Source organism: Kribbella sp. CA-245084 (genome assembly GCF_050942355.1).
In the GTDB taxonomy this organism is placed as follows: Bacteria; Actinomycetota; Actinomycetes; order Propionibacteriales; family Kribbellaceae; genus Kribbella.
The window spans coordinates 3,725,015-3,751,359 of sequence record NZ_CP192053.1; the positions used below are offsets into that span (position 1 = coordinate 3,725,015).

The window sequence follows — 26,345 nt, forward strand, 5'->3', positions numbered from 1 at the left end:
GCTCTCTCAGCTCCGGCGTACGACGGTGTGGCGCGGCGTCTCGTCCACGGTCAGGGTGAAGATGTCCGGCCGCGCATAATGGCCGACCGAGTCGAAGTCGAAGTACCCGCGATCCAGCTCGGCCAGGTCGAGCTCCGCGAGCAGGACGCCTTCCTCGGCGCGGAGAGGGCCGGCGAGGATCTCGCCCAGCGGCGAGATGATCGCGCTGCCGCCGTTGATGAGCACGGTGTCGCCGTCGGTCAGGTACTGGTTGGCGCTGACGACGAAGCACCGGCCTTCAAGGGCGATGTGTCGCATCGTCGCCTGCCACTGGTCGCGGTCGTCGACCGTGGGCGCGCACCAGATCTGCACACCCTTGGCGTACATGGACTGCCGGAAGAGCGGCATGTAGTTCTCCCAGCAGATCGCCGCCCCGAGGACGCCGACATCTGTCCGAACGGCAGGCATCGTCGACCCGTCGCCCTGCCCCCACAGATACCGCTCCGCCGCGGTCGGCATCAGCTTCCGGTGATGCGCGACCAACCCGTCACGCGGGTCGACGAACACCGCCGTGCAGTAGAGCGTCCCGCCGTCGCGCTCGATCACACCACCGACCAGGTGCACCTCAAGCTCCGCCGCCAGCTCAGCAAGCCGGGCGATCTCAGGTCCGTCGAGTTGTACGGCGGCCTCGCGGTACCGCCGGAACAGCTCCCGCCCCTCCGGCGATCGCGACCCAACGGTGATCCCGAAGTCGAACCCCTTCGGGTACCCGCCGAGGAAGGCCTCCGGCAACACGATCAACCGAGCACCGGCAGCGGCCGCCTCCCGGATGTACCGCTCTGCCTTGACGAGCGTCGCGGGTGTGTCGAAGAGCGCCGACCCCGCCTGGACCGCGGCGACCACAACAGAAGCCATGCCGAGCAGCGTACGACGGCGGTACTGTGCGGTGCGGACGCCTAGGGGAGGAAACATGCTGGACCACGTGTCACTGCAGTGTGACGATCTCGGGGCTGCTCGGGAGTTCTACGAGACGGTGCTGAGCCCACTCGGGATCACGGTGAGCATGGACTTCGGGGATGTGCTCGGGATGTCGGGCCCTGACGGCGTACCGAAGTTCTGGCTCGGGAAGCAGACCACGGGTGGGACCCAGCGGGAGATCCACCTCGCGTTCACCGCGGCGAACCGGGCGGTCGTGGACACGGTGCATCGAGCCGCGAAGAAGCTGGGCGCTGAGGTGCTGCACGAGCCGAAGGAATGGCCGGAGTACCACCCCGGGTACTACGCGGTGTTCATGCGCGACCCCGACGGCAACAACGTCGAGGTCGTCTCTCACAGCTGACGGAGGCCTGCGGTGGCACGGATGAGCGGGGACGAGCTCCTCGAGTACTGCCTGGGGAAGCCCGGCGCGTGGCAGGACGAGCCGTGGGACGGCGACGTGGTCGCGAAGGTCGGCGACAAGATCTTCGCGTTCCTGGGCGGCGGCAGTGGGGTCGGCCTGAAATGCGGCGCCAACCGTGAGGAGGCCGACGAGCTGGTCGACACCTACCCGGACGACGTCAGCAAGATGGCGTACATCGGCCGCTCCGGCTGGAACACGGTGCAGCTCGGGGGAGCGGTGCCCGACGACGAGATCCGCGAGCTGATCGACACGTCGTACGAGACGATCGTCGCGAAGCTGCCGAAGAGCAAGCGTCCGGCCGTCGGCAACTGATCACTCGCTGCAACTATTCCCTGAACCGGCTGTGATCATTTCGACGGGCCGACACGGTCCCGAGGATTTGGAGACTGGGACGTTCACCCGTCACAATGATGGTGGAGAAGGGGAGTATTCCTTCGCGGCGGCATCGTCATCACGGTCAAGGGCTTGTGCCCCACGCCCGGTGCCCCCGGCTGGACTCACTGACTGAGTGCAGCGGAAGAGACCTTCGGAGTCGATATTTCATCTGAGCTCCGGAGGATTCTGTGCACGTAGCTGACTACGTTTGGTACATCACCGTCGGCGTGCTGCTCGCGCTGCTGGCGTTCGACGTCTTCGTCATCGGCCGCCGCCCGCACGAGCCGAGCACCCGCGAGTCGGCGACCGCGATCGCGTTCTATGTCGGCCTCGCGGTGGTCTTCGGCCTCGGCGTCTGGTTCTTCTCCGGCGGGCAGTACGCCGGGGAGTTCTTCGCCGGCTGGCTCACCGAGTACAGCCTGAGCGTCGACAACCTGTTCATCTTCCTGATCATCATGAGTAGATTCGCGGTGCCCAGGAAGTACCAGCAGACCGCGCTGCTGGTCGGCATCATCCTGGCGCTGGTGTTCCGCGGCATCTTCATCGCGATCGGCGCGGCCGCGATCAACGAGTTCTCCTGGGTCTTCTATATCTTCGGCGCGTTCCTGGTCTACACCGCGATCCACCTGGCCAAGCAGGGTGAGAACGACGATGACGACTTCAAGGAGAACGCGGTCATCCGGTTCGCGAAGAAGCGGCTGAACGCCACCGACGAGTACAACGGCGTCAAGCTGACGCTGAAGAAGAATGGCAAGCGGCTCGTCACCCCGATGGCGATCGTGATCATTGCCCTCGGCACCACCGACCTGCTGTTCGCGCTCGACTCGATCCCGGCGATCTACGGCCTGACCCAGGAGCCGTTCCTGGTCTTCACCGCGAACGTCTTCGCGCTGATGGGTCTTCGGCAGCTGTACTTCCTGCTCGGCGACCTGCTGAAGCGCCTGGTGTACCTGTCGCTCGGTCTGTCGGTGGTGCTCGCGTTCATCGGCGTGAAGCTGGTCCTGCACGCGATGCACGTGAATGAGCTGCCGTTCATCAACGGCGGTCACCACATCGGCTGGGCCCCGGAGATCCCGATCTGGTTCTCCCTCGGCTTCATCATCGTGACGCTCGGCATCACCACAATCCTGAGCCTCCGCAAGTCCCGCACCCTCAAGACGGAGGAGCTGGCCGAGGAGCCCGCGGAGCAGCCGGAGCTGCACCACAAGGAGTCCTGACAACCCAACCTCGCTCCGAACCACCTAGGTGGTTCGGAGCGAGGTTTTGTGGTTAGAAGCGGGCTGCTGTGACCAGGGTTGCGCGGCGGTCGTCGGTTAGGGCGCCTTGTTCTAGGCGTTTGCCGGTTTCTGAGGCGTGGAGCATGCCGGTGGGGGAGACGAAGCCGACGTGGTGGATCTGTTTGCCGGGGCGGCCGAAGAAGTACAGGTCGCCGGGCTGGGCCTCGTCTATGGGGATGTTCGGCAGGGTGTCGGCCTGGTCGTGGGCGTCGCGGGGGGTCCGCATGCCGAGGACCCGGCTCACCGTGTGGATCAGGCCGGAGCAGTCGAGCCCATGCGCCGACGTACCGCCCCACAGGTACTCGAGGCCGAGGAACAGCTCACCCAGCCGCAGGCGGTCCTCAGGTCCCGACGGCTCCAGCACGGACCGCAGTGCGTCGTCCGCGATCCAGCCGGACCCACCGTCGGGCGTTGCCACCCGGGTGTATCCGTCGGCGTGCTCCACCGACGACAGCACGGTCGCGAACGACAGCTCCGCAAGCGGGCTACCACCAGGCTCGGCCAGCAGCGACGCGGTCGGTACGTCGATCGCCACCGGGTCGGTCGCGCTCTGCGGCAGTTCACCCAGGTGACTCGACGGGATCCAGCCCGGGTACCCCAGCTCGTCCTGGGAGGACGGCTGCCACGGTGCGAGGATCTCGGACCAGCCGTCGCGCTCCGTGCGCACCAGCACCGGTTCGGCGAACAACAGTTGGGTCAGAGTCCGGCCGTGCAGTCCCAGCCGGGTCTCGGTGTCCATCGACTTGGCCCAGCCGGCCACGTCGGGTTGTGCGGCGGTCGCCGGTGCGTCGATGTCACGCGGCGCGTCCGGCGCGGTCCAGACCGTGCTGATCGGGACCTTGGTAGCGGCTAACTTCATGCGGTCAAGCCTGTCACGCCGAGTCCAGGAGCAGAAGGCAGGTGGATCAGCGAGCCGTCGTACCGGATCCCGCCGGTCACCGGCGCCTCACGCAGCCACCAGGCGGCGTCCAGGTCGTTCACGGTCGTCGTCGGGTACGCCGAAACCAGCGCGGCCGCCGCACCGACGCCGACGTGGCTCTCCATCATGCAGCCGACGATCGCGCCCAGTCCGTGCTCCCGAGCCAACTCGAGCAGCGTCCGTGCCGGTGCCAGCCCGCCGCACTTCGCGAGCTTCACGTTCACCAGATCGGCCGCGCCCTGGCGGATCACGGCGACCAGATCGCGTACGCCGTACACGGACTCGTCGGCAAGGATCGGCGTACTGACCCTGTCGGTTACCCACGCCATCCCGTCGAGGTCCGCCGCGGCGACCGGCTGCTCGACCAGCTCGATCGCGCACCCGGCGTCCTCGAGCGCCCGGATCACCCTGACCGCGTCGCGGCGCGTCCAACCCTGGTTGGCGTCCAGCCGCAACCGCGGCTCCGGCCCGAGCGCTTCGCGGACGCGCTGGACCCGCTCGACGTCGCCGACCGCGTCCGTACCGACCTTGATCTTGAGTACGTCGAACCCGTCCGCGACCCGATCCCGCCCCGCGGTCGCCAACGCCGACGCATCGCCGACCGACAACGTCACATCGGTCCGTACGACGTCAACCGTCGACCCGAGGAATCCGTGCAGCGTCTGCCCGCGCCGCCGCGCCGCGAGGTCGTGCAGCGCGACATCGACCGCGTCCTTAGCGCCGAAGTTGCCGACGGCCGCACCCTGTACCCGACGCAGCGCCTCGGTCAGATCGTCCGGACCGAGCCCGTCCAGCGCGGTCGTGATCGGGCCTTCGATACATGCCTGCGACCCAGCGAGTGAGTCGCCTGTCACCTTCCACACCTGCGGCGCCTCGCCCCAGCCGCTCAGTTCGCCGTCGCTCACCTCGACCAGGAGCGACTCGACGTGCGTCGCCGTACGCAACGCGGTGATGAACGGCGTATGCAGTGGCGCAGACACCCGATGGGTCGTGATCTTCACCGCACCGCTCCGAGGTCGTGCCTGCTGTTCCAAGCTTCCAGCGCGATCGCGGCGATCAACTTCTGCGCGTCGGCATCCGGCAAGTCGGACGTAGTGCAGACCACCAGCACGAACGGATCTGCGTCGTCAGGCCGCACGATCCCGCCATCGTGCCGGATGCGCGTGTCCCAGCCGTTCTTGTGCTCGACCCGCGTACCGGTCGGCAGCAGCGCCGGGATCTCGCCGTTCCACTGGTTCCCCGCGAGCAGGTCGCGCAGGTAGTCGCCGGAGGCGCCTTTCTGGTTGCCGACCGCAACGAGTACGCCGGCGAGTCCGGCCGGGCTCATCAGGTTGCTGATGCCGGCGCGCTGGGCAGGACCGTCGTCGATGCCGCGCTGGATCTTCGACGCGGGGGAGGACGAGCCGGGCAGGGTCGCTTCGCTCAGTACGGCGTGGGCCGCGGGGATCCCGACCTGTTCGAGCACGAGGTCTGTCGCCAGGTTGCTCGAGCGGGTGATCATCTCGGTCGCGAGCCAGCCGAGCGGCACCTCGGTGCCCAGCTTCTCCCAGGTCGCGGGCGCCTCGTCCTCGTCCGCGTCGACCGCGAACCGGCCGCTGCCTGCCGACGCAAAGTCGTTGTGCACGGCGACCGGCTGGTCGAGCGCCAGCTCACCGGCCTCGACCTTGCGCATCATCGCCATCGCCACCGGCAGCTTCATCGTGCTGGCCGAGTAGTGCGCCCGCTCCGCCTCGTGTTCGAACACCGGCACGCCGTCCAGCCGGCCGAGCCACACCCCGAACTCCCCGCTCCCGTCGACCCCATGGAGCAGCTCCGCGATTCCCATGCCGTCACCCAATCACAAACCAAGACCTGGCAGACTGCTGAGGGTGCGCCCCACGAACACCGCCCCTCGCTCCGCTCGGGGCGGGGGAGGAGACGGAGCCCCGCGTCAGTCAAGGCGTGTCGCGCAGCGACGTGGTGCTCGGCGGACCGATCCGGGAGTGACGAGGGCGCTGGGGATCATTCTCGGCTTCGCCGCCGACCGGATGCTCGGCGATCCGCGCCGCCTCCACCCGGTCGCCGGCTTTGGCCAGACCGCGGCCCGCCTCGAGCGACAGCTGTACGCCGACTCGCGCGCGGCCGGCGCTGCGCACACCACGATCCTCGTCGGCACCACCACCGCGCTGGGCCTCGCAGTCGAGCGAGTGACCCGCAACCATCCGATCCTCCACGCAGCAGCCACCGCCGCCGCGACCTGGACCGTGCTGGGTGCGCGCAGCCTCGAACGCGAAGCGGAGACGATGGCTGCGCTTCTCGAGGACAAGGACATCCCGGCCGCCCGTGACCGCCTCGGCCATCTGTGTGCCCGCGACGCCACCGACCTGGAGGCGGACGAGCTGGCCCGCGCAACGGTGGAGTCGATCGCCGAGAACACCTCGGACGCCTGCGTCGCACCGCTCATCTGGGGCGGAGTCCTCGGTATCCCAGGCCTCCTCGGCTACCGAGCGGCGAACACCCTGGACGCGATGGTCGGCTACAGGTCGCCGAAGTACCAGAACTTCGGATGGGCGGCGGCGCGCTTGGACGACGTACTGAACCTGGTGCCGGCGCGGGTCTGCGCGCTCCTCACCGGGCTCGCCGCCGGGCGGCCGCGCGAGGCGACAGCTGTCTGGATGCGCGACGCCGCCAAGCATCCAAGTCCGAACGCCGGCCCCGTCGAGGCGGCCTTCGCCGGTGCGCTCGGCCTCACGCTCGGCGGAACCAACGACTACGGCAGCTACCAGGAAGACCGTGGCACGCTGGGCGACGGGCCCGCGCCGACGGTCGCTGACGTCCGGAGGACGGCCGCGCTGGCCCGCCGGGTCGGGGTGGCTGCGGCAGCCGTAGCCGCCATGACCGCCATGACCGCCATGCGGAAGGGAAAGCGATGGGGTTGAGTCATCGGCCGGCGCGGATTGTTCTGATCCGGCATGGCGAGTCCGAGGCGAATCTGGACAAGACGGTCTACGAGCGGATCCCAGATCACGCCGTACCGCTGACGCCGCACGGGCACGAGCAGGCGGTGAAGGCGGGCAAAGACCTGCGGGAGCTGTTCGAGAACGAGCCGGTTCGCGTGTACGTCTCGCCGTACCTGCGCGCCCGGCAGACCCTCGAGTCGCTCGGGCTGGATGACCTGATCGAGATGCCGCGCGAGGAGCCGCGGCTGCGCGAGCAGGACTGGGCCAACCTGCAGGACACCGCGGACATCGAGCGGCAGGAGAAGCTGCGGGACTCGTTCGGGCACTTCTTCTACCGGTTCACGCAGGGCGAGTCGGGTGCCGACGTGTACGACCGGGTGTCGACGTTCCTGGAGACGATGCACCGCGACTTCGAGAACCCGGACGCGCCGCGGAACGTGCTGCTGGTCTCGCACGGGCTGACGATGCGGTTGTTCTGCACACGCTGGTTCCACTGGTCGGTCCGGTTCTTCGAGTCGCTGCGCAATCCGGGCAACGCGGAAACACGCGTCCTGCTGCGGCAACCCGATTTCCGGTACAAGCTGGACCGGCCGTTCGAGCAGTGGACGCCTTACGAACCGACGGAACGGGAGCGATCGGCATGGTTGTAGCGCAGACGCGGGACACGGTCCTCGAACTGCTGGCGAGCCTCACGCCGGCCCAGCTCGAGAAGATCCGTGCTCCGTTCGACACACCGGACCACCAGCAATGGACGTATCTGCCGGGCGCGGTGCCCGGACTCGCCTTGACCGAGCTCACGCCGACCCAGCAGAAGCTGGTCGAGCGGCTGGTCGCGACCGGGTGCAGCGACCGGGGCGCGGCCGATATCTGGGCGGTCCTCGACGCGGAGGTCGTCGTACGCGGGCTGCCGGACCTGCCGGCGTCGGGGGAGTGGGAGGGCTCGATCGTCGGCGACCGGTACTTCCTCCGGGTGCTCGGCGACCCGAACGGGACCGACCCGTGGGCGTGGCGGCTCAACGGTCACCACCTCGCTCTGCACGTCACGCTCGTCGAAGGCGCGATCGCGTTCACCCCGCAGTTCATCGGGTCGAACCCGGCCGAGGTCCGCAGCGGTCCGAAGGCCGGGCGACGCTTCCTGGCCGCCGAGCAGGACCTGGGCTTCCAGCTCCTGCACGCGCTCGAGCCGGGCCAGCTGACCACAGCACTGGTCTCCGACGAAGCGCCGGACGACATCCTGACCCGCCACGACCCGGTCGCCGACGCGTCGCTGCTGCACCGCGGCCTGTCGTACGGCGACATGAACGAGGACCAGCGCCAGATCCTCAGCCTCCTCATCGGCCAGTACGTCGGACGCGCGGCCGGCCCGATCGGCCTGCAGACCTGGCAGGACATCACCGAGCACGGCATCGAGCAGCTGACGTTCGCGTGGGCCGGGGAGACCGAGCCGGGGATCGGGCACCGGCACTACTACTCGATCGCCGGCCCGAGCTTCCTGGCCGAGTACGACAACACCCAGGACAACGCCAACCACATCCACTCCGTCTGGCGCGACCTCCGCAACGACTGGGGCACCGACCTCCTGGCGGCCCACTACGGGATGCACCGCTGAATCAGGACCGAGGCAGGAACTCGTGGCTCGCGGTCCACGTGGCGACCCGGTGCCCGAGCTGGTTACCGTCGTTCATTGCGTGCCGGAAATGCAGCCCGAGCCAGATGCGGGCGTTCTTCGTCTCGGTGTCCAACGCGGTGGCTGTGGCATAGTGCCGGGTCGTCGAGGTCACCGGAGAAGAGACGTTCAGGTCGATCGAACGGGCACCGAAGAGACGGCTGAAGATCTCCGTCGAGGCCCCGGTGAGGCAGGCATGCCCGCTGGTGTACTCGGGATACGGCGGCGTGGCGACCAATGGTGTCCAGGCGGGATCAGGTGCGGTTGCGCGGTTACCGTCGGTGTCCGCCAACCGGATCGCGGTAATCGGCCGCCAGAACGCGTAGTCATACTTCGCCCGCCAGCAGGCGATCAATGCGTCGGCCTCACTGGTGCCGAGCAGAGCGAATGCCCGTGCGGTCCGGACGATGTCCATCCCACTCCGGGACACGCGCTCGCGAAGTGCCGCGTTGTACTGCCCCGACGCCGGCCCGTTCCAGAACAGGGCGGTCTCGGTCTGGGCTGCGGTCCGGGACGTCCCGTCCTTGGCGCCCATTGCCTTCACCTCGGCGAAGTCGCGGGCGTAGGCCTTCGAGGTGATCGGGTCGGGACCGCTGAGCCGGACCTGCTTGGGAGATCTGAGGGCGAGTGGCCGGACGAATCCCAGCCAGGGAGCGAGCATCGGCGCGAACGCGTCCGGGGTCGGGCGCCACACGCCCGGTGCCGGTGTGACGTCGAGGGTGATGTTGGCACCGCGCCCGTCATTTGCTCGTGCTGCGATCAGCGATGACGCTGCGGCCTCGCCAACGGCCTGCCCGCGATCCTTCGCCCTGCTGTCGGGGATGCTGCCCAGCGACGCTGCATAGTCGGCGGCGAGGTTCTGGGCCGAGGTGGGGAAGTAGTAGTTCAGCACGCGGTACGCCGCCGTCGCCGCTGCGGCCTCGGTCGACGCTCGGCCGCGAGCCCGAGGCTGCCGCAGGTACGGCTGGTAACGACCCTCGATCGTCACCACGGCGTCGTACACGGCGATCGAGACGAAGCCGAAATAGAGCGTGGACACGGGAACTGGGGTGGCGTTCTCGGTCAGAATGGTCCGGGCCGCGATCGCGTTCCAGGTGATGACGACAGCGGGATCAGCGGGCTGGGTCGCGGTGGCCGGCGGAACTGCGATGACCGAGGCGGCGAGTCCGGCAGCCACGACGGCCGAGAATGCCGGGAGTGTGATGCGCACTGGTATCTCCTTCAGTCGAAGTCGAGCGACTTGCGCTGAAGCAACGGGTGCGCTGCAGGAGGGCGCCAGCGGGTCCAAGCCCTTCCTTCCGTGCTAACACCGCCCCCTGGCCCGGTCAAGCATCAAACGTTGGTCTCGCTGCGGCGGGACCGGTGCCTGGCGTGGGAGGAACTCCACACCCGGTACGCCGCGACTGTCAGCTAGAGTCACGATCGTCATCGACGGCATCAGCAGGAACCCGGTGTGAGTCCGGGGCGGTCCCGCCACTGTGACCCGTAAGGGGAGTCAGGAACTGCCGCCGTCGTACCTCCGTTCGGGGCGTGGATACCCCGGGGAAGGAACGCCTTCGTGCTCCTTTTGCTCTCCACCGCCGACACCGACCTGCTCGCGGCCGCCGAGGCGGACGCCGGCTGGAAGGTCGCGAACCCTGCCCGCCTCGAGCTCGCCGAGCTCGGACCGCTGCTCGACACCGCCGAGATCGTCGTCGTCCGGCTCCTCGGCGGTCGCCGGGCGTGGGAAGAGGGGCTCGACGCGGTCCTCGCGTCCGGCAAGCCGGCTGTCGTGGTCAGCGGTGAGGCAGCGCCCGACGCCGAGCTGATGTCGTTGTCGACCGTGCCCGCCGGTGCGGTCACAGAGGCGCTCGCGTACCTGCGCGAGGGTGGCGCGGACAACCTCCGCAACCTGGCCGGCTTCCTGCGGGACACGCTGCTGCTGACCGGCGACGAGTTCGAGCCGCCGCGCGCACTCCCGGCGTACGGACTACGGGGTACGTACGTCGAGGACGAGCGACCCGTCGTCGGGATCGTGTACTACCGCGCGCACGAGATCTCGGGCAACACAGCGTTCGTCGACGCGCTCGCAGAGGCAGTCGTCGAGGCGGGAGCTCAACCTCTTCCGGTGTACTGCGGCACGCTGCGCGGGCTCGACCCGGCCGAGAACGTCGGGCTGTTCGAGCTGCTGCGTAAGTGCGACGTACTCGTGACGACGCTGCTCGCGGCGGGCGGGGCGGTGGCGGCGAACGCCAGTGCAGGTGGTGCGGACGATGCGTGGGACGCCGGCGCGCTGGCGTCGCTCGACATCCCGTTGATCCAAGGGCTCGCGCTGACGTCGACTCGCGAGCAGTGGGTGGAGAGTGACGCTGCGATCAGTCCGCTGGATGCGGCGACGCAGGTGGCGATCCCGGAGTTCGACGGGCGGCTGATCACAATCCCGTTCTCGTTCAAGTCGTACGACGCCGACGGGCTGGCGCGCTACGTGCCGGACGTCGAGCGGTGTGCGCGGCTGGCCGGGATCGCGGTGGCGCATGCCCGGCTGCGGCACGTGCCGGCGGCGGAGAAGCGGATCGCGCTGGTGTTGTCGTCGTACCCGACGAAGCATGCGCGGATCGGGAACGCGGTCGGTCTGGATACGCCTGCGTCGGCTGTTGTCCTGCTCGGTCAGCTGGAAGCGGCCGGGTACGACCTGGGCGGGCTCGACCTCAGTGAGTTGCAGGGCGCGGACGGGGCCGACGGGCTGATTCATCGCTTGATCGCGACCGGCGGGCACGACGTCGACTGGCTGACCGACGAGCAGCTGGCCAACGCTGTCGCCAAGGTCCCGCTGTCCACCTACGCCACCTGGTTCGGTCGCACTCCCGAGTCGTTGCAGGCGGCAATGATCGACGCCTGGGGCGAGGCGCCCGGCGAGTTGTACGTCGACACCTCGGGCGACGAGCCGGCGATCGCGCTGGCCGCCTTGCGGTTCGGGAATGTCGTGCTGATGATCCAGCCGCCACGGGGCTTCGGCGAGAACCCGGTCGCGATCTACCACGATCCCGACATGGCACCGTCGCACCATTACCTGGCGGCGTACCGCTGGCTGGAGGCGTCGCGGGATGAGGGCGGATTCGGCGCGCAGGCCGTCGTACATCTGGGGAAGCACGGGACGCTGGAATGGCTGCCGGGCAAGGGAATCGGGATGGCGGCCGACAGCGCGCCGGACGCGGTGCTCGGGAACTTGCCGATGGTCTATCCGTTCATCGTCAACGACCCGGGGGAGGGCACGCAGGCGAAGCGGCGGGCGCACGCGACGGTCGTCGACCACCTGGTGCCGCCGATGGCGCGGGCCGAGACGTACGGCGACATGGCGAAGCTGGAGTACTTGCTGGACGAGTACGCGACCGTGTCCGCGCTGGATCCGGAGAAGGTGCCGACGCTGCGCGCGCAGATCTGGACGTTGATCCAGGCGGCGCAGCTGCACCACGATCTGCACACTGACGAGCGTCCTCAGGACGACGACTTCGACGAGTTCGTGCTGCATCTCGACGGATATCTGTGCGAGATCAAGGACGTGCAGATCCGGGACGGGCTGCACATCCTTGGCGGGGCACCTGCGGGTGAGGCGCGGGTGAACTTGGTGCTCGCGATCCTGCGGGCGCGGCAGTTGTGGGGTGGTTCGTACTCGATCCCGGGGCTGCGGACCGCGCTGGGATCGGCCTTCGGGGTGGATGAAGCCGAGCTGCTGGCCAACCCGGGTGCGGCCGCTGACCTCGCCGATCTGGCGACGCTTGCCGACCTGCCGGCGGTGAGCGGCGCCGACGGTGTCGACCTGCTCGAGGCGGTGGCGCGGAAGCTTGTGGTCGGGATGGAGACGATGAGCTGGGATCCGACGAAGGTCCCGGTCGTGGTTGCCGAGGTGCTGGCCCGGGACTCTGCAGACGTGGCGCAGTCGTTGACGTTCGCCGCTGAGGAGGTTGTGCCGCGCCTTGCACGCACAGGTGATGAGGTGGCGAACGTGCTGCGGGCGCTCGACGGGCGGTTCGTGGAGGCAGGTCCGTCGGGGTCGCCGACTCGTGGGCTCGTCAACGTCCTGCCGACGGGACGCAACTTCTACGCCGTCGATCCGAAGGCGATCCCGAGCCGGAACGCTTGGGACGTCGGCGTCGCGCTCGCTGACTCGCTGCTCGCGAGGCACCAGGCCGAGACGGGGGAGTATCCGCGGTCGGTCGGGTTGACGATCTGGGGTACGTCGGCGATGCGTACGCAGGGTGATGACCTTGCCGAGGTGCTGTGGCTGCTCGGGTGCCGCCCGGTGTGGGACGAGGCGTCACGGCGGGTGACGAGCTTCGAGGTGGTCGGGCTGGAGGAGCTCGGCCGGCCGCGGATCGATGTGACGATCCGGATCTCCGGCTTCTTCCGGGACGCGTTCCCGCATGTGGTCACGCTGCTCGACGAGGCCGTGCGTACCGTCGCCGCCCTCGACGAGTCGCCCGAGGACAACTTCCTCAAGGCCCATGTCGACGCGGACGTTGCTGCGGGCAACGAAGTTAGGCAGTCGACCGCCCGCGTCTTCGGCTCCAAGCCCGGCTCGTACGGCGCCGGGCTGCTGCCGCTCGTCGACGCGCGCAACTGGCGCACCGATGCCGAGCTGGCCGAGGTGTACGCCGTCTGGGGCGGGTACGCGTACGGCAAGGACCTCGACGGCGCGGAGGCTCGCGGTTCGATGGAACGCGCGTACGCCCGGATCCAGGTCGCGGCGAAGAACGCGGACACCCGTGAGCACGACATCATGGACTCCGACGACTACTTCCAGTATCACGGCGGCATGATCGCGATGGTCCGCCACCTCACCGGCTCCAACCCGAAGGCGTACGTCGGCGACTCCGCCGTACCCGCGCAGGTGAAGACCCGGACGCTCGAGGAAGAAGCGAAGCGGGTCTTCCGGGCCCGGGTGGTGAACCCGCGGTGGATGTCCGCGATGCGGCGGCACGGGTACAAGGGCGCGTTCGAGATGGCGGCGACCGTCGACTACCTCTTCGGGTACGACGCGACCGCGGGCGTCGTCGACGACTGGATGTACGAGACGCTGACAACGGAGTACGTCAAGGACCCGGAGATGGCGGAGTTCTTCCGCAAGTCGAACCCGTGGGCGCGGCACGGCATCGCGGAACGCCTGCTGGAGGCGGCTCAGCGCGGGCTGTGGGCGGAGCCGTCGGCCGAGGCGCTGGAGACGCTGCGGAGCGCAGTACTTGAGACGGAGGGTGACATCGAGGATCGCGGCTGATTGGGTGGAGGCATGCCCGCTGAGCAGCTACGAGTCCTGATCACCAACGACGACGGCTATCTCGCACCGGGGATCCGGGCGCTCGCGCCGGCGATCGCCGAGCTCGGGTACGACGTGGTCGTGGTCGCGCCGTTGCTCGACGAGAGCGGTGTCGGCTCCGCACGGGCCGGGATGGTCGGACGGCCGATCCGGACCGAGTCCGACGTCGAGAACGGCGTCACGTTCACCGGGATCGAGGGGACGCCGGCGCTCGCGGTGACGCTGGCCAACGTCGGGGCGTTCGGGCGGGCTCCGGACCTGGTGCTGTCCGGGATCAATCGCGGGCACAACATCGGCGTACCGATCTTCCACTCCGGGACGGTGGCCGCGGCGCTGACGGCGGCCGGGCAGGGTACGTCGGCGGTTGCCGTGAGCATCGACTCCGAGGACCCGGGACACTGGCCGACCGCCGCGACGATCGCTGGCGAGGCCCTCGGCTGGATCGTCGACGAGCCGGCCGGGACGGTGCTGACCATCAACGTCCCCGACCGCCCGCTCGACCAGCTGTCCGGTGTACGGCACGCCTCCCTGGCCCCGATCAAGCGCTCCCGCATCGTCGGCGCGACCGCCCCGACCGGCGAGCCGATGATCGAACTCGAACCCCCACTCGCCAACCCGCTCCCCGACTCCGACGAGGCCCTCCTTGCAGCCGGCTTCGTCACCGTCACCCCGATCGTCGGCATCCGCGAAGTAAAAGACGACACCGCCGCCACAGCCCTGGCAAAGCGCCTGCGGTGAAGCTGTTCGTCGCCTCGTACGGCGAGGTCGACGCGCCGCCGCTGCTGTTCATCCACGGGCACGGTGGCGGCTACCACTACCAGCGGTGCCAGGCCGATCTCCTCGCCGAGGACCTGCGGCTGATCGCGCCGGACCAGCGCGGCGTCCTCCGGTCCGGCCCGTTGCCGCCCGGCGAGCCGGTCAACCTCGACGTACTCCTGGCAGATTTCGAGGAACTGCGTGCGGACCTCGGGATCGAGCGCTGGGCGATCCTCGGGCACTCGGCCGGCGGCAACTACGCCGTCGAGTACGCGATCCGGCACCCCGCGGCCGTGAGCGCGGTCATCTTCGACTGCCCCTGCTGGGACTTCGACGCCAACGACCGCCACCGGCTGCCGATCTTCGCTCGCCTCTTCGACGAGCTAGGTGATACCGAGCGTGCGGCCAGGTGCCGTGCCCTAGCCGCACTCCCGCGCCGGTTGACCGCGGACGACAAGACCTACGAGCTCGCGTTCGCCCTCGGCGACCGCTTCCAGGACCTGTCCTTCCACGAACCGTCCCGCCGCCCCGACTTCATCCGCCTGGGCGAAGAGGCCGGCTTCTCCGACGAGATGTGGGCCTACGGCAACAGCCACCTGACCACCCTCCCGGAGCTCTACTCGTCGAAGCTCGCCCGCCTCGCCGACATCACCCAGCCAACCCTCCTCATCGAGGGCATCAACGACCTGGCTACCGACCCCACCTCGGTCCAAGCCTACCGCCACAACGCCCCAAACCCCCGCGTCGCCACCTTCACGCACTCCGGCCACTTCCCCCACTTCGAAGAGCCTGCCCGGTACGCCGAGTTGGTCCGCTCCTTCGTCCTGGAGACAAGCGTTTGACCGTCTTCGGGGGATAACTTCGGGGGGTTTCGGCGCATCTCAGTTGGTGTCCTAAGGGGGCCACCATGGAAGCTGCCAGCTCGATCCCGAGGCCGATTCGAACTGTTCTCGCAGTGGTTGCTGTCGCTGCGGTTGTGGGGGGAGCCGTCAATGTCCCGGCGGCTGCGCAGCGGAGCGACTCCATCCAGTTGGTGTCGGTCACGCCGGCCGCGATTGGCGGGGACGGATCGTCGTACTCGGGGACCGAGAAAGGGCTGGGGGTGTCGGCTCATGGGCGGTATGTCGTGTTCTCGTCGTACGCCGATGATCTGGTGGCGGGTGACACGAATGGGCAGCGGGATGTGTTTGTGCGGGATGTGGTGACCCGGCGTACGACGCGGGTGTCAGTTGGCGCGGGTGGTGTGCAGGGGAACGGGGAGAGTCGGGAGGGGTCGATCTCGGCTGATGGGCGGTACGTCGTCTTCAACTCGTGCGCGACGAATCTGGTGCCGGGTGACACGAATGGCGGCGGCGATATCTTCCTGCGCGACCTGAGGACCGGGCGCACGACGCGGGTCTCCGTCGGGCTGAACGGGCAGGCGGATCTGGACTCGTGGGAGCCGGAGATCTCGGCTGACGGGCGGCATGTGGCGTTCACGTCGAGTGCTACCAATCTCGTCGTTGGTGACACCAACAACACGCAGGATGTCTTCGTTCGCGACCTCGTGACGCGGCGGACTGAACGGGTCTCGGTGACGGCTGACGGGCAGCAGCTCGACGTGTACTCGAGCTCACCGGCGATCTCCGGCGACGGACGCCGCGTGGCGTTCGTGACACCGGCCCAGCTGGAGCCGGTGCCTCCGCCGCCGCCTCACTCCGACACCCTGCTCTACGTCCGCGACCGCGCTGCGAAGACGACACGTGCGGAGTCGATCGGTGTGCCGTTCGACTCACGGGCCTTCAGCGTCGAGAGCATCTATCCCACCTTTTCCAGCGACGGCCGGTATCTGTCCTTCACCCTGGTCAGCTGGCTCGGGATCGGCATCGACTCGATCCCGAACGTCTGGCTGCGTGACCTGCGGACGAACAGGCTGGAGCTCATGTCGGCCGACGCGCAAGGCCGGCCGTCGACCGCGGTCGGGCCGGTCTTCCGCAGCGGCGTCTCCGCCGACGGAAGGTACGTGACCTTCGGAACACCCGGCCGTCTGACGGCCGCGGACACCGGCGACCTGAGCGACGTCTTCCGCCGCGACCGCAAGACCGGCGCACTGGTCTGGATCACCAAGGCGCAGGACCAGACCGACCCCTTCGGCGGCCGCTGGGGCAGCGTAGGCCCAGCCATCTCCACAGACGGCCAACACGTCGCCTTCGACTCCGACGACAAACAGTTGGCCCCTGGCGGCGGCACCTCCGGCCTCGACACCTACCTCTGGAACGCCGCGCGTCCCATGTAGTCAGCGCGGTCCCGCCGGCGGCGTGTGAGCCTGGTCGCTGGCGGGGCGGGCCGGGTGTGCCATGATCGGCGCGACGAGTGTGGAGGAACACCGGTGACCGGCTTCGGCCGGGAGTCCGGGGCGGTCCCGCCACTGTGACCGGGTGAAGTTGCCCGGAAGCCAGGACATCCGCGGTCGTCCGCCGGGTCGCGATGTGGGCCGGTGTACCAGGCGTGGCGGGCGTGGATACCCGCTCGACGAAGGGATCCACCGCCGATGCGGTCTGCTTCAGCTTCCACCGGGTTTCCGTTCACCGCTGTGGTCGGGATGGAGGACCTTCAGCTCGCGCTGATCCTGGCCGCGATCTCGCCCGCGATCGGCGGGGTGCTGATCCGGGGCGAGAAGGGTACGGCGAAGTCGACCGCGGTCCGGGCGCTGACCGAGATCCTGCCGCCGGTGGACGTCGTACCCGGGTGCCGCTTCTCGTGTGACCCCGATCGGCCGGATGCGGATTGTCCTGATGGGCCGCATACGGGTGAGGGGACTGTCCGGGCGGCGCGGTTGGTGGAGTTGCCGGTGGGGGCGACCGAGGATCGCGTGCTCGGGTCGCTGCACCTGGAGAAAGCGCTCGCGGAGGGTGTCACGGCGTACGAGCCTGGTCTGCTGGCTGCTGCACATCGGGGGCTGCTGTACGTCGATGAGGTCAACCTGCTGCACGACCACCTGGTCGACGTACTGCTTGATGCTGCCGCGATGGGGCGTGCGACGGTCGAGCGTGACGGGGTATCGGTGACGCACCCGGCCCGGTTTGTGCTCGTCGGGACGATGAACCCGGAAGAAGGCGAACTGCGGCCGCAGTTGCTCGACCGATTCGGTCTGACCGTGGATGTGGTTGCCAGCCGGGATCCTGCCGTGCGGGTCGAGGTGATGCGGGCGCGACTCGGGTACGAGGCGGATCCTCCTGCCTTCATCGCGCGGTACGACGGGCGCCAGCGCGAGCTTGCCGAGCGGATCGTGAAGGCGCGCGACCTGCTCACCGAGGTGATCTTGACCGACGCGGCGCTCCGGCAGATCGCGGAGATCTGCGCGTCGTTCGACGTCGACGGGATGCGCGCCGACCTGGTCACCGCGCGTACGGCGGTCGCCCACGCGGCCTGGTCCGGCCGCACCGTCGTCGAGGTGGAGGACGTTCGAGCGGCCGCCAAACTCGCCCTCCCACACCGCAAGCGCCGCAACCCGTTCGACGCCCCGGGCCTCGACGACCAGCAGCTCGAAGAAGCAATCAACAACAGCACCCCGCCTGAGGACCCGGACGACGACCCGCCCGGTCCTGGCGGACCGGGCGGGTCGGATGGGCCTGCACCCAGCGGTGCGGACGCCGCGAGCGGTACGGATGACGCGAGCGGCGCGGATGACGCCGGGCCGGCGGGCGAGCCGTCCGCCGGCGACTGGGGCGACTCGGCCTACCGGGGTCCGGCGGATGGTTGTCCCAACGACCGAGCTCCGTCGCCCGAGCGCGACGTCGCTGGATCGGCCGGCCGCAGGCCCGGCTCGGCGGGCGATGTGTCGGCGGATGCCGACTCTGACGGAGTGGCGCCGGTCGGCGAAGTAGTTGGGAGTTCGGCGCCTTATAAGGCTCGGTTGTTGAGTGTGCAGGGGGCGGGGGCTGGGGTTGCGGGGCGGCGATCTCGGGCGATTACTGAGGTTGGGCGAGTGGTGGGGGACCGGGCTCGGGTTGGGCGGGAGTCGGGGCGGGTGCACCTGTTGGGGACGATGCGCAGCGCCGCGCCGTACCAGCGTGCCCGTGGACGATCTGGTCCGGGGCTCGCAGTACGGCCGTCCGACGTGCGCCTCGCCGTACGGGAAGGGCGCGAAGGGAACCTCGTGCTGTTCTGCGTCGACGCGTCCGGATCGATGGGGACGAAGAAGCGGATGGGCGAGGTGAAGACCGCGATCGTCTCGCTGCTGCTCGACGCGTACCAGCGGCGCGACACCGTCGGCCTCGTCACGTTCGCCGGCGCCGCCGCGACGGTCGCGCTCCCGCCGACGGGAAGTGTCGAGACCGCCGTACGGCGACTTGAATCCCTCCCGACCGGTGGACGTACGCCGCTCGCCGAGGGCCTGCTGCAAGTGGCAGAGGTACTGCGCATCGCCGCGATCCGGGACCCGCGCCGCCGACCGCTCCTCGTACTCGTGACGGACGGCCGCGCCACCCACGGCGACAACGCATTCGCCCGCGCGCGACAGTCCGCCGGCTGGTTGGCCGAGCGCGGGATCGCCACCGTGGTCGTCGACTGCGAGCCCCACCGCGGCGTGCGGCTGGGTCTGGCGGGGGAGCTCGCGGCCGACCTCGGCGCGGAATACCTCGACCTCGGAGACGTTGCTGCTGGCAACCTTGTCCGGACGGTGACCGAGCGGAAGGTGGCCTGAGATGCCGAAGGGGCAGCCGGTCGCCGTACCCGAGGACGGCCTGACTACGCGCCAGCGCCGCAACCGTCCGCTGCTGATGGTGCACACCGGCGAGATGAAGGGCAAGTCGACCGCCGCGTTCGGGATGGCGTTGCGGGCGTGGAACCAGGGCTGGAACATCGGCGTGTTCCAGTTCGTCAAGAGCGCCAAGTGGAAGGTCGGCGAGGAGGGCGCGTTCAAGGCGCTCGGTCAGTTGCATGAGGCAACTGGCGAGGGTGGCCCGGTCGAGTGGCACAAGATGGGCGAGGGCTGGAGCTGGTCGCGCAAGGCCGGCAGCGAGGAGGACCACGCCGCCGACGCACTCGAAGGCTGGCGCGAGATCCAACGCAGGCTGGCCGCCGAGACGCATGACCTGTACGTCCTGGACGAGTTCACCTACCCGATGAAGTGGGGCTGGGTCGACGTGGACGAGGTCGTCGAGACGCTCGTCAACCGGCCCGGTCATCAGCACGTCGTGATCACCGGCCGCGACGCCCATCCGAATCTCCTCGAGGCCGCCGACCTCGCCGCCCAGATGACCAAGCTCAAGCACCCGATGGACGCCGGTCAGAAGGGTCAGAAGGGCATCGAGTGGTGAGCCTGATCCCGCGGGTGGTGGTCGCGGCTCCGTCCTCCGGCGCCGGCAAGACGACGGTCGCGGTCGGGCTGATGGCGGCGTTGCGGCAGGCCGGGCACGTCGTTGCCGGGTTCAAGGTCGGGCCGGACTACATCGACCCCGGGTTCCACGCCGTCGCGACCGGGCGGCCGGGGCGCAACCTTGACCCGATGCTGTCGGGGGAGGAGCGCGTCGAGCCGCTGTTCGCGCACGGGTCCGAAGGTGCGGACCTCGCCGTGGTCGAGGGCGTGATGGGCCTGTACGACGGTGCGCTGGGCACGGAAGGTTTCTCGTCGACGGCCCACGTCGCGAAGTTGCTGAAGGCACCGGTCGTCCTCGTGGTGGACGCATCCGCCGCGGGCCGGAGCGTCGGCGCCGTCGTCCAAGGTTTCGTTGCCTTCGACACCGAAGTACGGATCGTCGGGGTGATCCTCAACAAGGTCGGCTCGGACCGCCACGAGACCGAAGTACGCGCAGGCATCGCGCCGACCGGCGTACCCGTCCTGGGTGTCCTTCGCCGGGACCCTCGCCTGACCGTCCCCAGCCGGCACCTGGGCCTCGTGCCCGCCGCGGAACAACGCGAACAGGCCGAACAAGCAGTAGAAGCCGCCGCCGAGCTGGTCCACCAAGGCGTAGATCTAGAAGCCTTCGTAACCGCAGCCCGAGCCGCCACGCGCCACACGGCGACCCCTTGGGACCCGATCAACGAGCTCGCCAGCCTCAAGGCGCCGAGCGCCAGGTCGACCGGCCCCGGAGCTCCCGCTGAGCCCGCTGAGCCCGCTGAGCCCGGTGAGCCCGGTGAGCCCGGTGAGCCGGGCCAGCCCGGCCACCCGCCGCGGGTCCGGCGCCCAGTGGTTGCGGTTGCAGGTGGGCCTGTCTTCTCCTTCCGTTACACGGAGACCACGGAGCTCCTCACGGCCGCAGGCGCCGAGGTTGTGACCTTCGACCCACTGACCGACACGTTGCCGGAGGCAACCTCTGCCCTCTACCTCGGTGGTGGCTTCCCGGAGCTGCACGCAGAGGCGCTGTCGGCCAACACCAAGCTCCGCGAACAGGTCGCCGCCGAAGTAGCCGCCGGCCTTCCCGTGATCGCCGAGTGCGCCGGCCTCCTCTACCTCTGCCGCGAACTCGACGGCCACCCGATGACCGGCGTACTCCCGGCCACCGGCCGCATGACCAGCCGCCTCACGCTCGGCTACCGAACCGCCATCGCCGCGACCAGCACAGACTTCTTCGACGAAGGGCGACGCGTGCGCGGCCACGAGTTCCACCGCACCACGGTCGACCTCGACGCCGACGTACCCCCGGCCTGGCACCTCCCGACCGGCACAGAAGGCGTCGCACGCCCGCACGTCCACGCGTCGTACCTGCACCTCCACTGGACGGCCACCCCCGAGGTCGCAGCTCGTCTCGTGAAAGCCGCCCGGAAACGATGAACCTCGTCATAGGAGTAGGCCTCCGAGCAAACACGCCGTACGCCGAACTCCGCGCCCTGGTGGACAGCGCGCTGGAGGAAGCCGGCCCAGGCACGGTGCAACTGATCGTCACAGTCACCACCAAAGAAGCCCAACTGCACCGTCTCGCCGACGACCTGAACGCCGAACTCCGAGCCATCTCGCCCGCCGAGTTGGCCGAGCAGCCGGCGCCCAACCCGAGCCAGCACGTCGAACACCTGGCAGGTACGCCGAGCGTCGCCGAAGCCGCTGTCCTAGCCGCCGGCGCCGAACTCCTCGTCCCCAAACGCCGCTCCGCCAACGCGACCGCAGCCGTCGGCCGTCTCCCCGCACCCGGCTACCGACCGGCGGACCGCGACGTCGTCCGCCGCGTGATCGCCGAGCGCCGCGACGTACGACGAGGTTTCCTGAACCTCCCGATCGACAACGACCTCCTCACCAGAGTCCTCGAAGCAGCACACCGAGCGCCGAGTGTCGGACTGAGCCAGCCGTGGGACTTCCTGGTGATCCGAGACCGCGCGACCCGGCGGAAGGTGCACGACCTCGCCACCGCGCAGCGCGACGCGTTCGCCGCATCCCTCCCGGACGACCGCCGGGCGAAGTTCGACGGGCTGAAGATCGAGGCGATCCTCGACACCCCGGTCAACATCGCGGTGACTTGCGACCCCGGCCGCGGCGGACGGCACGTACTCGGGCGGCACGCGGATCCGCGGACGACCTGGTTCTCCGCCGCGATCGCGATCCAGAACCTCTGGCTGGCCGCCCGCGCCGAAGGACTGGGCGTCGGCTGGGTCTCGTTCTTCGAACCGGCCGAGGTCGCTAATGTCCTCGATCTGCCCGCACACATCGAGCTCGTCGGTTACCTCTGCATCGGGTACGTCGAGGAGTTCGCCGCCGCACCGGAGCTGGTGCGTTCGGGATGGGCGAAGCGCCGGCCGCTCGAGTGGGCGATCCACCACGAGGAATGGGGCCGCCGCGACGCGTCGATCGTCGACGACGCCATCTACGCCGGGCAGAACGCAGTACCGGCGACCGGACAACGCGTACGGGTGGTCGTGGGCGGTGACACCACAGATCTGCGTGAGGCAGATGCACTGGTCATTGACCTTCGAGACGAAAAGCCAAGAGCCGACTTCGGCGTGTTGTGGAGGCCCGCGCGGACGCCTGCAGAGGCCGTCGAGTTCGGTGTCGAGATCGCCCGCGACCTGGCCCTCCAAGGCATCGGCCAACTCGTCGTACAGATCGACGAATCCTCGGAGCGCGCCGAGGCATTGGCTCGCGGGCTGAAGGTCGGTGCGTCGGCCTGTGGTCTGACACACTCCTCCGCATGACAGCCGAACCGCCCATGTATGTGCCCGCGTTCTCGATGAAGCAGCGGGTGACGCTGATGGCGAACAAGTACGAGTTGATCGCCACCAACCCGGACGGAAGTGACGGCACGCTGCTGGCGTTCGCGCAGCAGAAGCGGATGGCGTTCAAGGAGCAGGTGACGTTCTACACCGACGACACCAAGACCCAGCCGGTGTTCTCGTTCAAGGCCCGCAAGACGATCGACCTGGGTTCCGGGTACGACGTGTTCGATGCGAACGGGCAGACGATCGGCTGGTTCAAGAAGGAGTTCGGCAAGAGCCTGCTCCGGTCCAGCTGGCAGCTGAGTGCTCCCGGCGTGGACTCGAGCGGCACCGAGCGGAACCCGACGATCGCGATCGTCCGCAGGGTGTGGGAGTTCGTGCCGTTCGTCGGCGAGATCCCGCTGCCGTTCATCTTCCACTTCGACTTCACCGCGGCCGGCTCCGGTCAGCCGGTGTTGTCGGTGGAGCGGAGGATCTCGGTTCGGGATCGCTACCGGATCACCGTCCAGGATCAGCGCCTGGACTTCCGCGTCGCGGCGGCGATGACGGTCGCCCTGGACGCGCTGCAGTCACGCTGAGTCGTCGGCGTACGACCTGGGTCGTACGCCGGACTCACTCTTTCGGGTGAACCTACCCTGAGACCACGGAGAGCACTTGGTTCCCATCGCACCGGATGCGAGGCTGTATTCATGGGCGTAGCACAGCGCAGTCGACGGTGGTTGGTTCCGGTGACGACGGTCGCGGTGGTGGCAGGTGTGGGGGCACTCGGGCCAGTGGTCGCGGATGCGTCTCCGAAGCTGCCGACCATCACCGCGCAGGATCTGCTGGCCAAGGTGCAGACCGCGAAGGTGGACGGCCTGAGCGGCACGGTCCGCTCGAACGCCGACCTCGGCCTGCCCTCGATCCCCGGAATGGCGCCCGGCAGCCGCGAGCTCACCGACCTGCTCGGCGGACAGCACACCGCGCGAGTCGCGTTCGCCAGCCCGGACAAGGCCAAGGTCTCACTGATCGACAACCAGGCCGAGCAGCTCTGGACCACCGACGGCAAGTCGGCGTGGGCGTATGACTCGTCCAAGCGTGAGGCCACGAAGCTGACACTGCCGGCGCACAAGACCACAAAGCCTGAGAAGGCCCTGCCGGAGTCCTACGACCCGCAGGCGGTCGCCAAGCAGTTCCTCGACGCGATCGACCCGACGACGGCTGTCCAGGTCAGCGGCACCGAGAAGGTCGCCGGCCGCGACGCCTACAAGCTTCGCCTGGTGCCGAAGACCGACAAGACCACCGTCGGTTCGGTGACCCTGGCGATCGACTCGAAGACCTGGGTCCCGCTGGACGTGACCGTGATGCCGCGGACCGGCAACGACCCGGCGGTCGAGCTCGGCTTCACCTCGGTGTCGTTCGACGTACCGTCGGCGAGTTCCTTCACCTTCACCCCGCCGAAGGGCGTGAAGGTCACCGACCAGAAGGCGCCGGCCACCCGCGAGCACCCGCGCAGCGTCCCGCCGGAGCTCGTCAAGCCGGTCAAGCCGGCCAAGCCCGGAGCGGCGCAGGCGGACAAGCCGACCATCATCGGCACAGGCTGGGACAGCGTCGCGATGATCCGCGGAGCCAACACCGCCGGCCTGGCGTCGAACCCGGCGGCCGGTCCGCTCGCCCAACTGCTGGGGAAGGCTCCGACCGTGCAGGGCTCGTGGGGCAAGGGCAAGGTGCTGACCACCAAGATGGTGAGTGCGCTGATCACCGACGACGGCAGGGTCTTCGTCGGCCTGGTCACCCCGGACACGCTGCAGGCCGCCGCAGCGAAGGCCCCCCGCTGAACACCGACATGGCGAGCGCTCCGGTCGTCACCCGCGGGCTGACCAAGCGTTTCCACGGCGGGCAGGTGGCGGTGGACGCGGTCGACCTCGAGGTGCCGGCCGGGAGTGTGTACGGCTTCCTCGGCCCGAACGGGTCGGGGAAGACGACGACGATCCGGATGCTGCTCGGCCTGATCGCGCCGACCTCCGGCGAGGTCGAGCTGCTCGGCGAGCCGATGCCGAAGGCACACCTGCGGGTCCTCCCGCGGGTCGGCGCGCTGGTCGAAGGGCCGGCGTTCTACCCGTTCTGGACCGGCCAGGCGAACCTGCTCCGCTTCGACGCAGCCGACCGCACCGCCGACCCGAAGACCCGCAAGGCCCGGGCCGGCGAGGCGCTGGAGCGCGTCGGTCTCTCGAACGCGGCCGGTAAGAAGGTCCGCGCGTACTCGTTGGGTATGCGCCAGCGGCTCGCGATCGCGGTCGCTCTGATGCAACGGCGCGAGCTGCTCGTGCTGGACGAGCCGACCAACGGTCTCGACCCGCAGGGCACCCGCGAGGTCCGGCATCTGATCCGCGACCTGGCCAGTGACGGGACGACGGTCTTCACGTCCACCCACCTGCTCGCCGAGGTCGAGCAGGTCTGCACGCACGCCGCGATCATGAATCGCGGCAAGCTGCTCAGGCAGTCCACGGTGGCAGATCTCCGTGCCGAGCTCCGCCCACGACTGGTCGTGCGTACGCCGGACCTCGGCGCCGCAGCCGACACGCTCCAAGGTCTGGGCGTGACCGAGCTGAAGACGACCGAGGAGACCGTCGAGGGCGATCCCGGCGAGCTGCCGATCGAGAAGTTCGCGGCTGCGCTGGTCGCGGCCGACGTACGCATCCACGGCTTCGGGCTGGAACGCCCGAGCCTGGAGGACACGTTCGTGGCACTCACCGGGGAGGGCTTCGATGTCGCCGAGTGAAGCGACCGCAGAGGTCACGGAGGTCACTGCCATCAGGCCGAGTGCCGGACGGCACGCTGTGGCGCTGTTCATCTCCGAGCTCAGGCTGGTCTTCGGCCGCGCCCGGACGCAGGTGGGTCTGGGGGTGCTGGCCGCGGTCCCGCTGCTCATCGGGATCGCGATCAAGCTCTCCGGGAACGACGGGGGCACCGAGGGGTTCATCGGCCAGGTCGCCGGCAACGGACTGTTCCTGATCGTCGCCAGCCTCGGCCTGTCGCTGCCGTTCTTCCTGCCGACTGCGGTGACTGTCATCTCGGGGGAGTCGCTGGCCGGCGAGGCCAGTCTCGGCACGCTGCGCAACCTGCTGACGGCACCGGCCGGCCGGTCCCGGCTGCTCGCTGCCAAGATGGTCGCGCTCACGGTCTTCTGCCTGGTCGCGACGATGACGATCTGGGTCTCCGGGCTGATCGTCGGCTTCATCCTGTTCCCGGTCGGCGACGTACTCCTGCTCTCCGGCTCGACCGTTTCCCTCGGCGAAGGGCTTCTCCGGGCACTCGCGATCGCACTGGTGATCTCGCTGTCATTGCTCGGGCTGGCCGCGATCGGCCTGTTCGTCTCGTCGCTGACCTCGACCCCGCTGGCGGCGATGGCGGCGACGTTCGGCACGTTCATCGTGCTCGGGATCATGACCGCGATCCCGCAGCTGCACGCGATCCACCCGTGGTTGCTGATGTACCGCTGGCAGTCGTTCGCCGACGTGCTCCGCGACCCGCCGTACTGGCACGACATCGGCCGCAACCTGCTCCTGCAGGCCGGGTACGTCGCCGTGTTCTACACCGCCGCCTGGGCACGGATCACGAGCCGCGACATAACCTAGGCCG

At 69.0% G+C, this 26,345-nt stretch carries 23 protein-coding genes and 2 riboswitches; of the genes, 18 read left to right on the forward strand and 5 right to left on the reverse strand.

All coding sequences use genetic code 11. From position 1 onward, the window contains the following. Positions 1-6: 6 nt before the first annotated feature. Positions 7-894, reverse strand: coding sequence for a nitrilase-related carbon-nitrogen hydrolase (locus ACQPYH_RS17870; RefSeq protein ID WP_432892654.1), 888 nt, complete (start codon positions 892-894; stop codon positions 7-9). A gap of 55 nt (positions 895-949) precedes the next feature. Here ACQPYH_RS17870 and ACQPYH_RS17875 point away from each other — a divergent pair, with 55 nt between their 5' ends. The 3 genes from ACQPYH_RS17875 (at position 950) to ACQPYH_RS17885 (ending at position 2,970) form a co-directional block, all read left to right on the forward strand. Further along, the gene (locus ACQPYH_RS17875; protein ID WP_432892655.1) at positions 950-1,318 is read left to right on the forward strand and encodes a VOC family protein; all 369 of its coding nucleotides are present in this window, start codon (positions 950-952) and stop codon (positions 1,316-1,318) included. A 21-nt stretch (positions 1,319-1,339) separates the two neighbouring features. Then, complete coding sequence (locus ACQPYH_RS17880; protein WP_432892657.1) at positions 1,340-1,690, forward strand: MmcQ/YjbR family DNA-binding protein; 351 nt, start codon at positions 1,340-1,342, stop codon at positions 1,688-1,690. 251 nt (positions 1,691-1,941) lie between these two features. Next, positions 1,942-2,970 carry a TerC family protein gene (locus tag ACQPYH_RS17885; RefSeq protein ID WP_432892659.1) on the forward strand — a complete coding sequence of 343 codons (1,029 nt, stop codon included), beginning with the start codon at positions 1,942-1,944 and terminating at the stop codon, positions 2,968-2,970. Between the two features lie 52 nt (positions 2,971-3,022). Here ACQPYH_RS17885 and ACQPYH_RS17890 read toward each other — a convergent pair whose 3' ends face one another. From ACQPYH_RS17890 to ACQPYH_RS17900, 3 genes are read right to left on the reverse strand one after another with little or no spacing between them, the layout of a single operon-like run. Next, entirely contained in the window at positions 3,023-3,889 is an 867-nt protein-coding gene (locus tag ACQPYH_RS17890; RefSeq protein ID WP_432892661.1) for an NlpC/P60 family protein, read from the reverse strand. Then, the gene (locus ACQPYH_RS17895) at positions 3,886-4,950 is read right to left on the reverse strand and encodes a mandelate racemase/muconate lactonizing enzyme family protein (protein ID WP_432892662.1); all 1,065 of its coding nucleotides are present in this window, start codon (positions 4,948-4,950) and stop codon (positions 3,886-3,888) included. The genes ACQPYH_RS17890 and ACQPYH_RS17895 overlap by 4 nt, the downstream gene beginning before the upstream one ends. Continuing rightward, a complete protein-coding gene (locus ACQPYH_RS17900) occupies positions 4,947-5,774 on the reverse strand; it encodes a serine hydrolase (RefSeq protein WP_432892664.1) in 828 nt (275 codons plus the stop codon). The genes ACQPYH_RS17895 and ACQPYH_RS17900 overlap by 4 nt, the downstream gene beginning before the upstream one ends. A 157-nt stretch (positions 5,775-5,931) precedes the next feature. On the opposite strand from ACQPYH_RS17900, the gene ACQPYH_RS17905 reads away from it, so the two are divergent. Genes ACQPYH_RS17905 through ACQPYH_RS17915 form a run of 3 tightly spaced genes read left to right on the forward strand, consistent with a single transcriptional unit; the run spans position 5,932 to position 8,497 of the window. Then, positions 5,932-6,867 carry a cobalamin biosynthesis protein gene (locus tag ACQPYH_RS17905; RefSeq protein WP_432892666.1) on the forward strand — a complete coding sequence of 312 codons (936 nt, stop codon included), beginning with the start codon at positions 5,932-5,934 and terminating at the stop codon, positions 6,865-6,867. Continuing rightward, on the forward strand, positions 6,858-7,538 hold the full coding sequence (locus ACQPYH_RS17910) for a histidine phosphatase family protein (RefSeq protein ID WP_432892668.1): 681 nt from the start codon (positions 6,858-6,860) through the stop codon (positions 7,536-7,538). Before ACQPYH_RS17905 ends, ACQPYH_RS17910 begins: the two co-directional genes overlap by 10 nt. Then, on the forward strand, positions 7,529-8,497 hold the full coding sequence (locus ACQPYH_RS17915) for a DUF3500 domain-containing protein (RefSeq protein WP_432892670.1): 969 nt from the start codon (positions 7,529-7,531) through the stop codon (positions 8,495-8,497). Before ACQPYH_RS17910 ends, ACQPYH_RS17915 begins: the two co-directional genes overlap by 10 nt. Before the next feature lies 1 nt (position 8,498). Here the strand turns inward: ACQPYH_RS17915 and ACQPYH_RS17920 are convergent, their stop codons facing one another. Further along, complete coding sequence (locus tag ACQPYH_RS17920) at positions 8,499-9,764, reverse strand: vanadium-dependent haloperoxidase (RefSeq protein ID WP_432892672.1); 1,266 nt, start codon at positions 9,762-9,764, stop codon at positions 8,499-8,501. A 191-nt stretch (positions 9,765-9,955) separates the two neighbouring features. After that, a riboswitch (cobalamin riboswitch) is annotated at positions 9,956-10,079 on the forward strand. A gap of 33 nt (positions 10,080-10,112) precedes the next feature. On the opposite strand from ACQPYH_RS17920, the gene cobN reads away from it, so the two are divergent. From cobN to ACQPYH_RS17980, 12 genes are all read left to right on the forward strand, one after another. Further along, entirely contained in the window at positions 10,113-13,805 is a 3,693-nt protein-coding gene (cobN, locus tag ACQPYH_RS17925) for a cobaltochelatase subunit CobN (RefSeq protein WP_432892674.1), read from the forward strand. A gap of 12 nt (positions 13,806-13,817) precedes the next feature. Further along, complete coding sequence (gene surE / locus ACQPYH_RS17930) at positions 13,818-14,582, forward strand: 5'/3'-nucleotidase SurE (RefSeq protein ID WP_432892676.1); 765 nt, start codon at positions 13,818-13,820, stop codon at positions 14,580-14,582. Beyond that, complete coding sequence (locus tag ACQPYH_RS17935; RefSeq protein ID WP_432892678.1) at positions 14,579-15,442, forward strand: alpha/beta fold hydrolase; 864 nt, start codon at positions 14,579-14,581, stop codon at positions 15,440-15,442. Before surE ends, ACQPYH_RS17935 begins: the two co-directional genes overlap by 4 nt. Before the next feature lie 65 nt (positions 15,443-15,507). Continuing rightward, complete coding sequence (locus ACQPYH_RS17940) at positions 15,508-16,875, forward strand: hypothetical protein (protein ID WP_432892680.1); 1,368 nt, start codon at positions 15,508-15,510, stop codon at positions 16,873-16,875. 85 nt (positions 16,876-16,960) lie between these two features. Then, a riboswitch (cobalamin riboswitch) is annotated at positions 16,961-17,042 on the forward strand. An 88-nt stretch (positions 17,043-17,130) separates the two neighbouring features. After that, a complete protein-coding gene (locus tag ACQPYH_RS17945; RefSeq protein WP_432892682.1) occupies positions 17,131-19,284 on the forward strand; it encodes a magnesium chelatase subunit D family protein in 2,154 nt (717 codons plus the stop codon). A gap of 1 nt (position 19,285) precedes the next feature. Then, positions 19,286-19,900, forward strand: a complete 615-nt coding sequence (gene cobO, locus ACQPYH_RS17950; RefSeq protein WP_432892684.1) for a cob(I)yrinic acid a,c-diamide adenosyltransferase — start codon at positions 19,286-19,288, stop codon at positions 19,898-19,900. Then, complete coding sequence (locus ACQPYH_RS17955) at positions 19,897-21,354, forward strand: cobyrinate a,c-diamide synthase (RefSeq protein WP_432892686.1); 1,458 nt, start codon at positions 19,897-19,899, stop codon at positions 21,352-21,354. The genes cobO and ACQPYH_RS17955 overlap by 4 nt, the downstream gene beginning before the upstream one ends. Then, on the forward strand, positions 21,351-22,703 hold the full coding sequence (gene bluB / locus ACQPYH_RS17960) for a 5,6-dimethylbenzimidazole synthase (RefSeq protein ID WP_432892688.1): 1,353 nt from the start codon (positions 21,351-21,353) through the stop codon (positions 22,701-22,703). Before ACQPYH_RS17955 ends, bluB begins: the two co-directional genes overlap by 4 nt. Beyond that, complete coding sequence (locus ACQPYH_RS17965) at positions 22,700-23,302, forward strand: hypothetical protein (protein ID WP_432892690.1); 603 nt, start codon at positions 22,700-22,702, stop codon at positions 23,300-23,302. Before bluB ends, ACQPYH_RS17965 begins: the two co-directional genes overlap by 4 nt. 111 nt (positions 23,303-23,413) lie before the next feature. Beyond that, positions 23,414-24,541 (forward strand): LolA family protein, encoded by a 1,128-nt coding sequence (locus ACQPYH_RS17970; RefSeq protein ID WP_432892692.1) that lies wholly within the window; start codon positions 23,414-23,416, stop codon positions 24,539-24,541. A gap of 8 nt (positions 24,542-24,549) precedes the next feature. Beyond that, on the forward strand, positions 24,550-25,485 hold the full coding sequence (locus ACQPYH_RS17975) for an ATP-binding cassette domain-containing protein (protein ID WP_432892694.1): 936 nt from the start codon (positions 24,550-24,552) through the stop codon (positions 25,483-25,485). Next, positions 25,472-26,341 (forward strand): ABC transporter permease, encoded by an 870-nt coding sequence (locus ACQPYH_RS17980; RefSeq protein WP_432892696.1) that lies wholly within the window; start codon positions 25,472-25,474, stop codon positions 26,339-26,341. The genes ACQPYH_RS17975 and ACQPYH_RS17980 overlap by 14 nt, the downstream gene beginning before the upstream one ends. Positions 26,342-26,345: the final 4 nt, after the last annotated feature.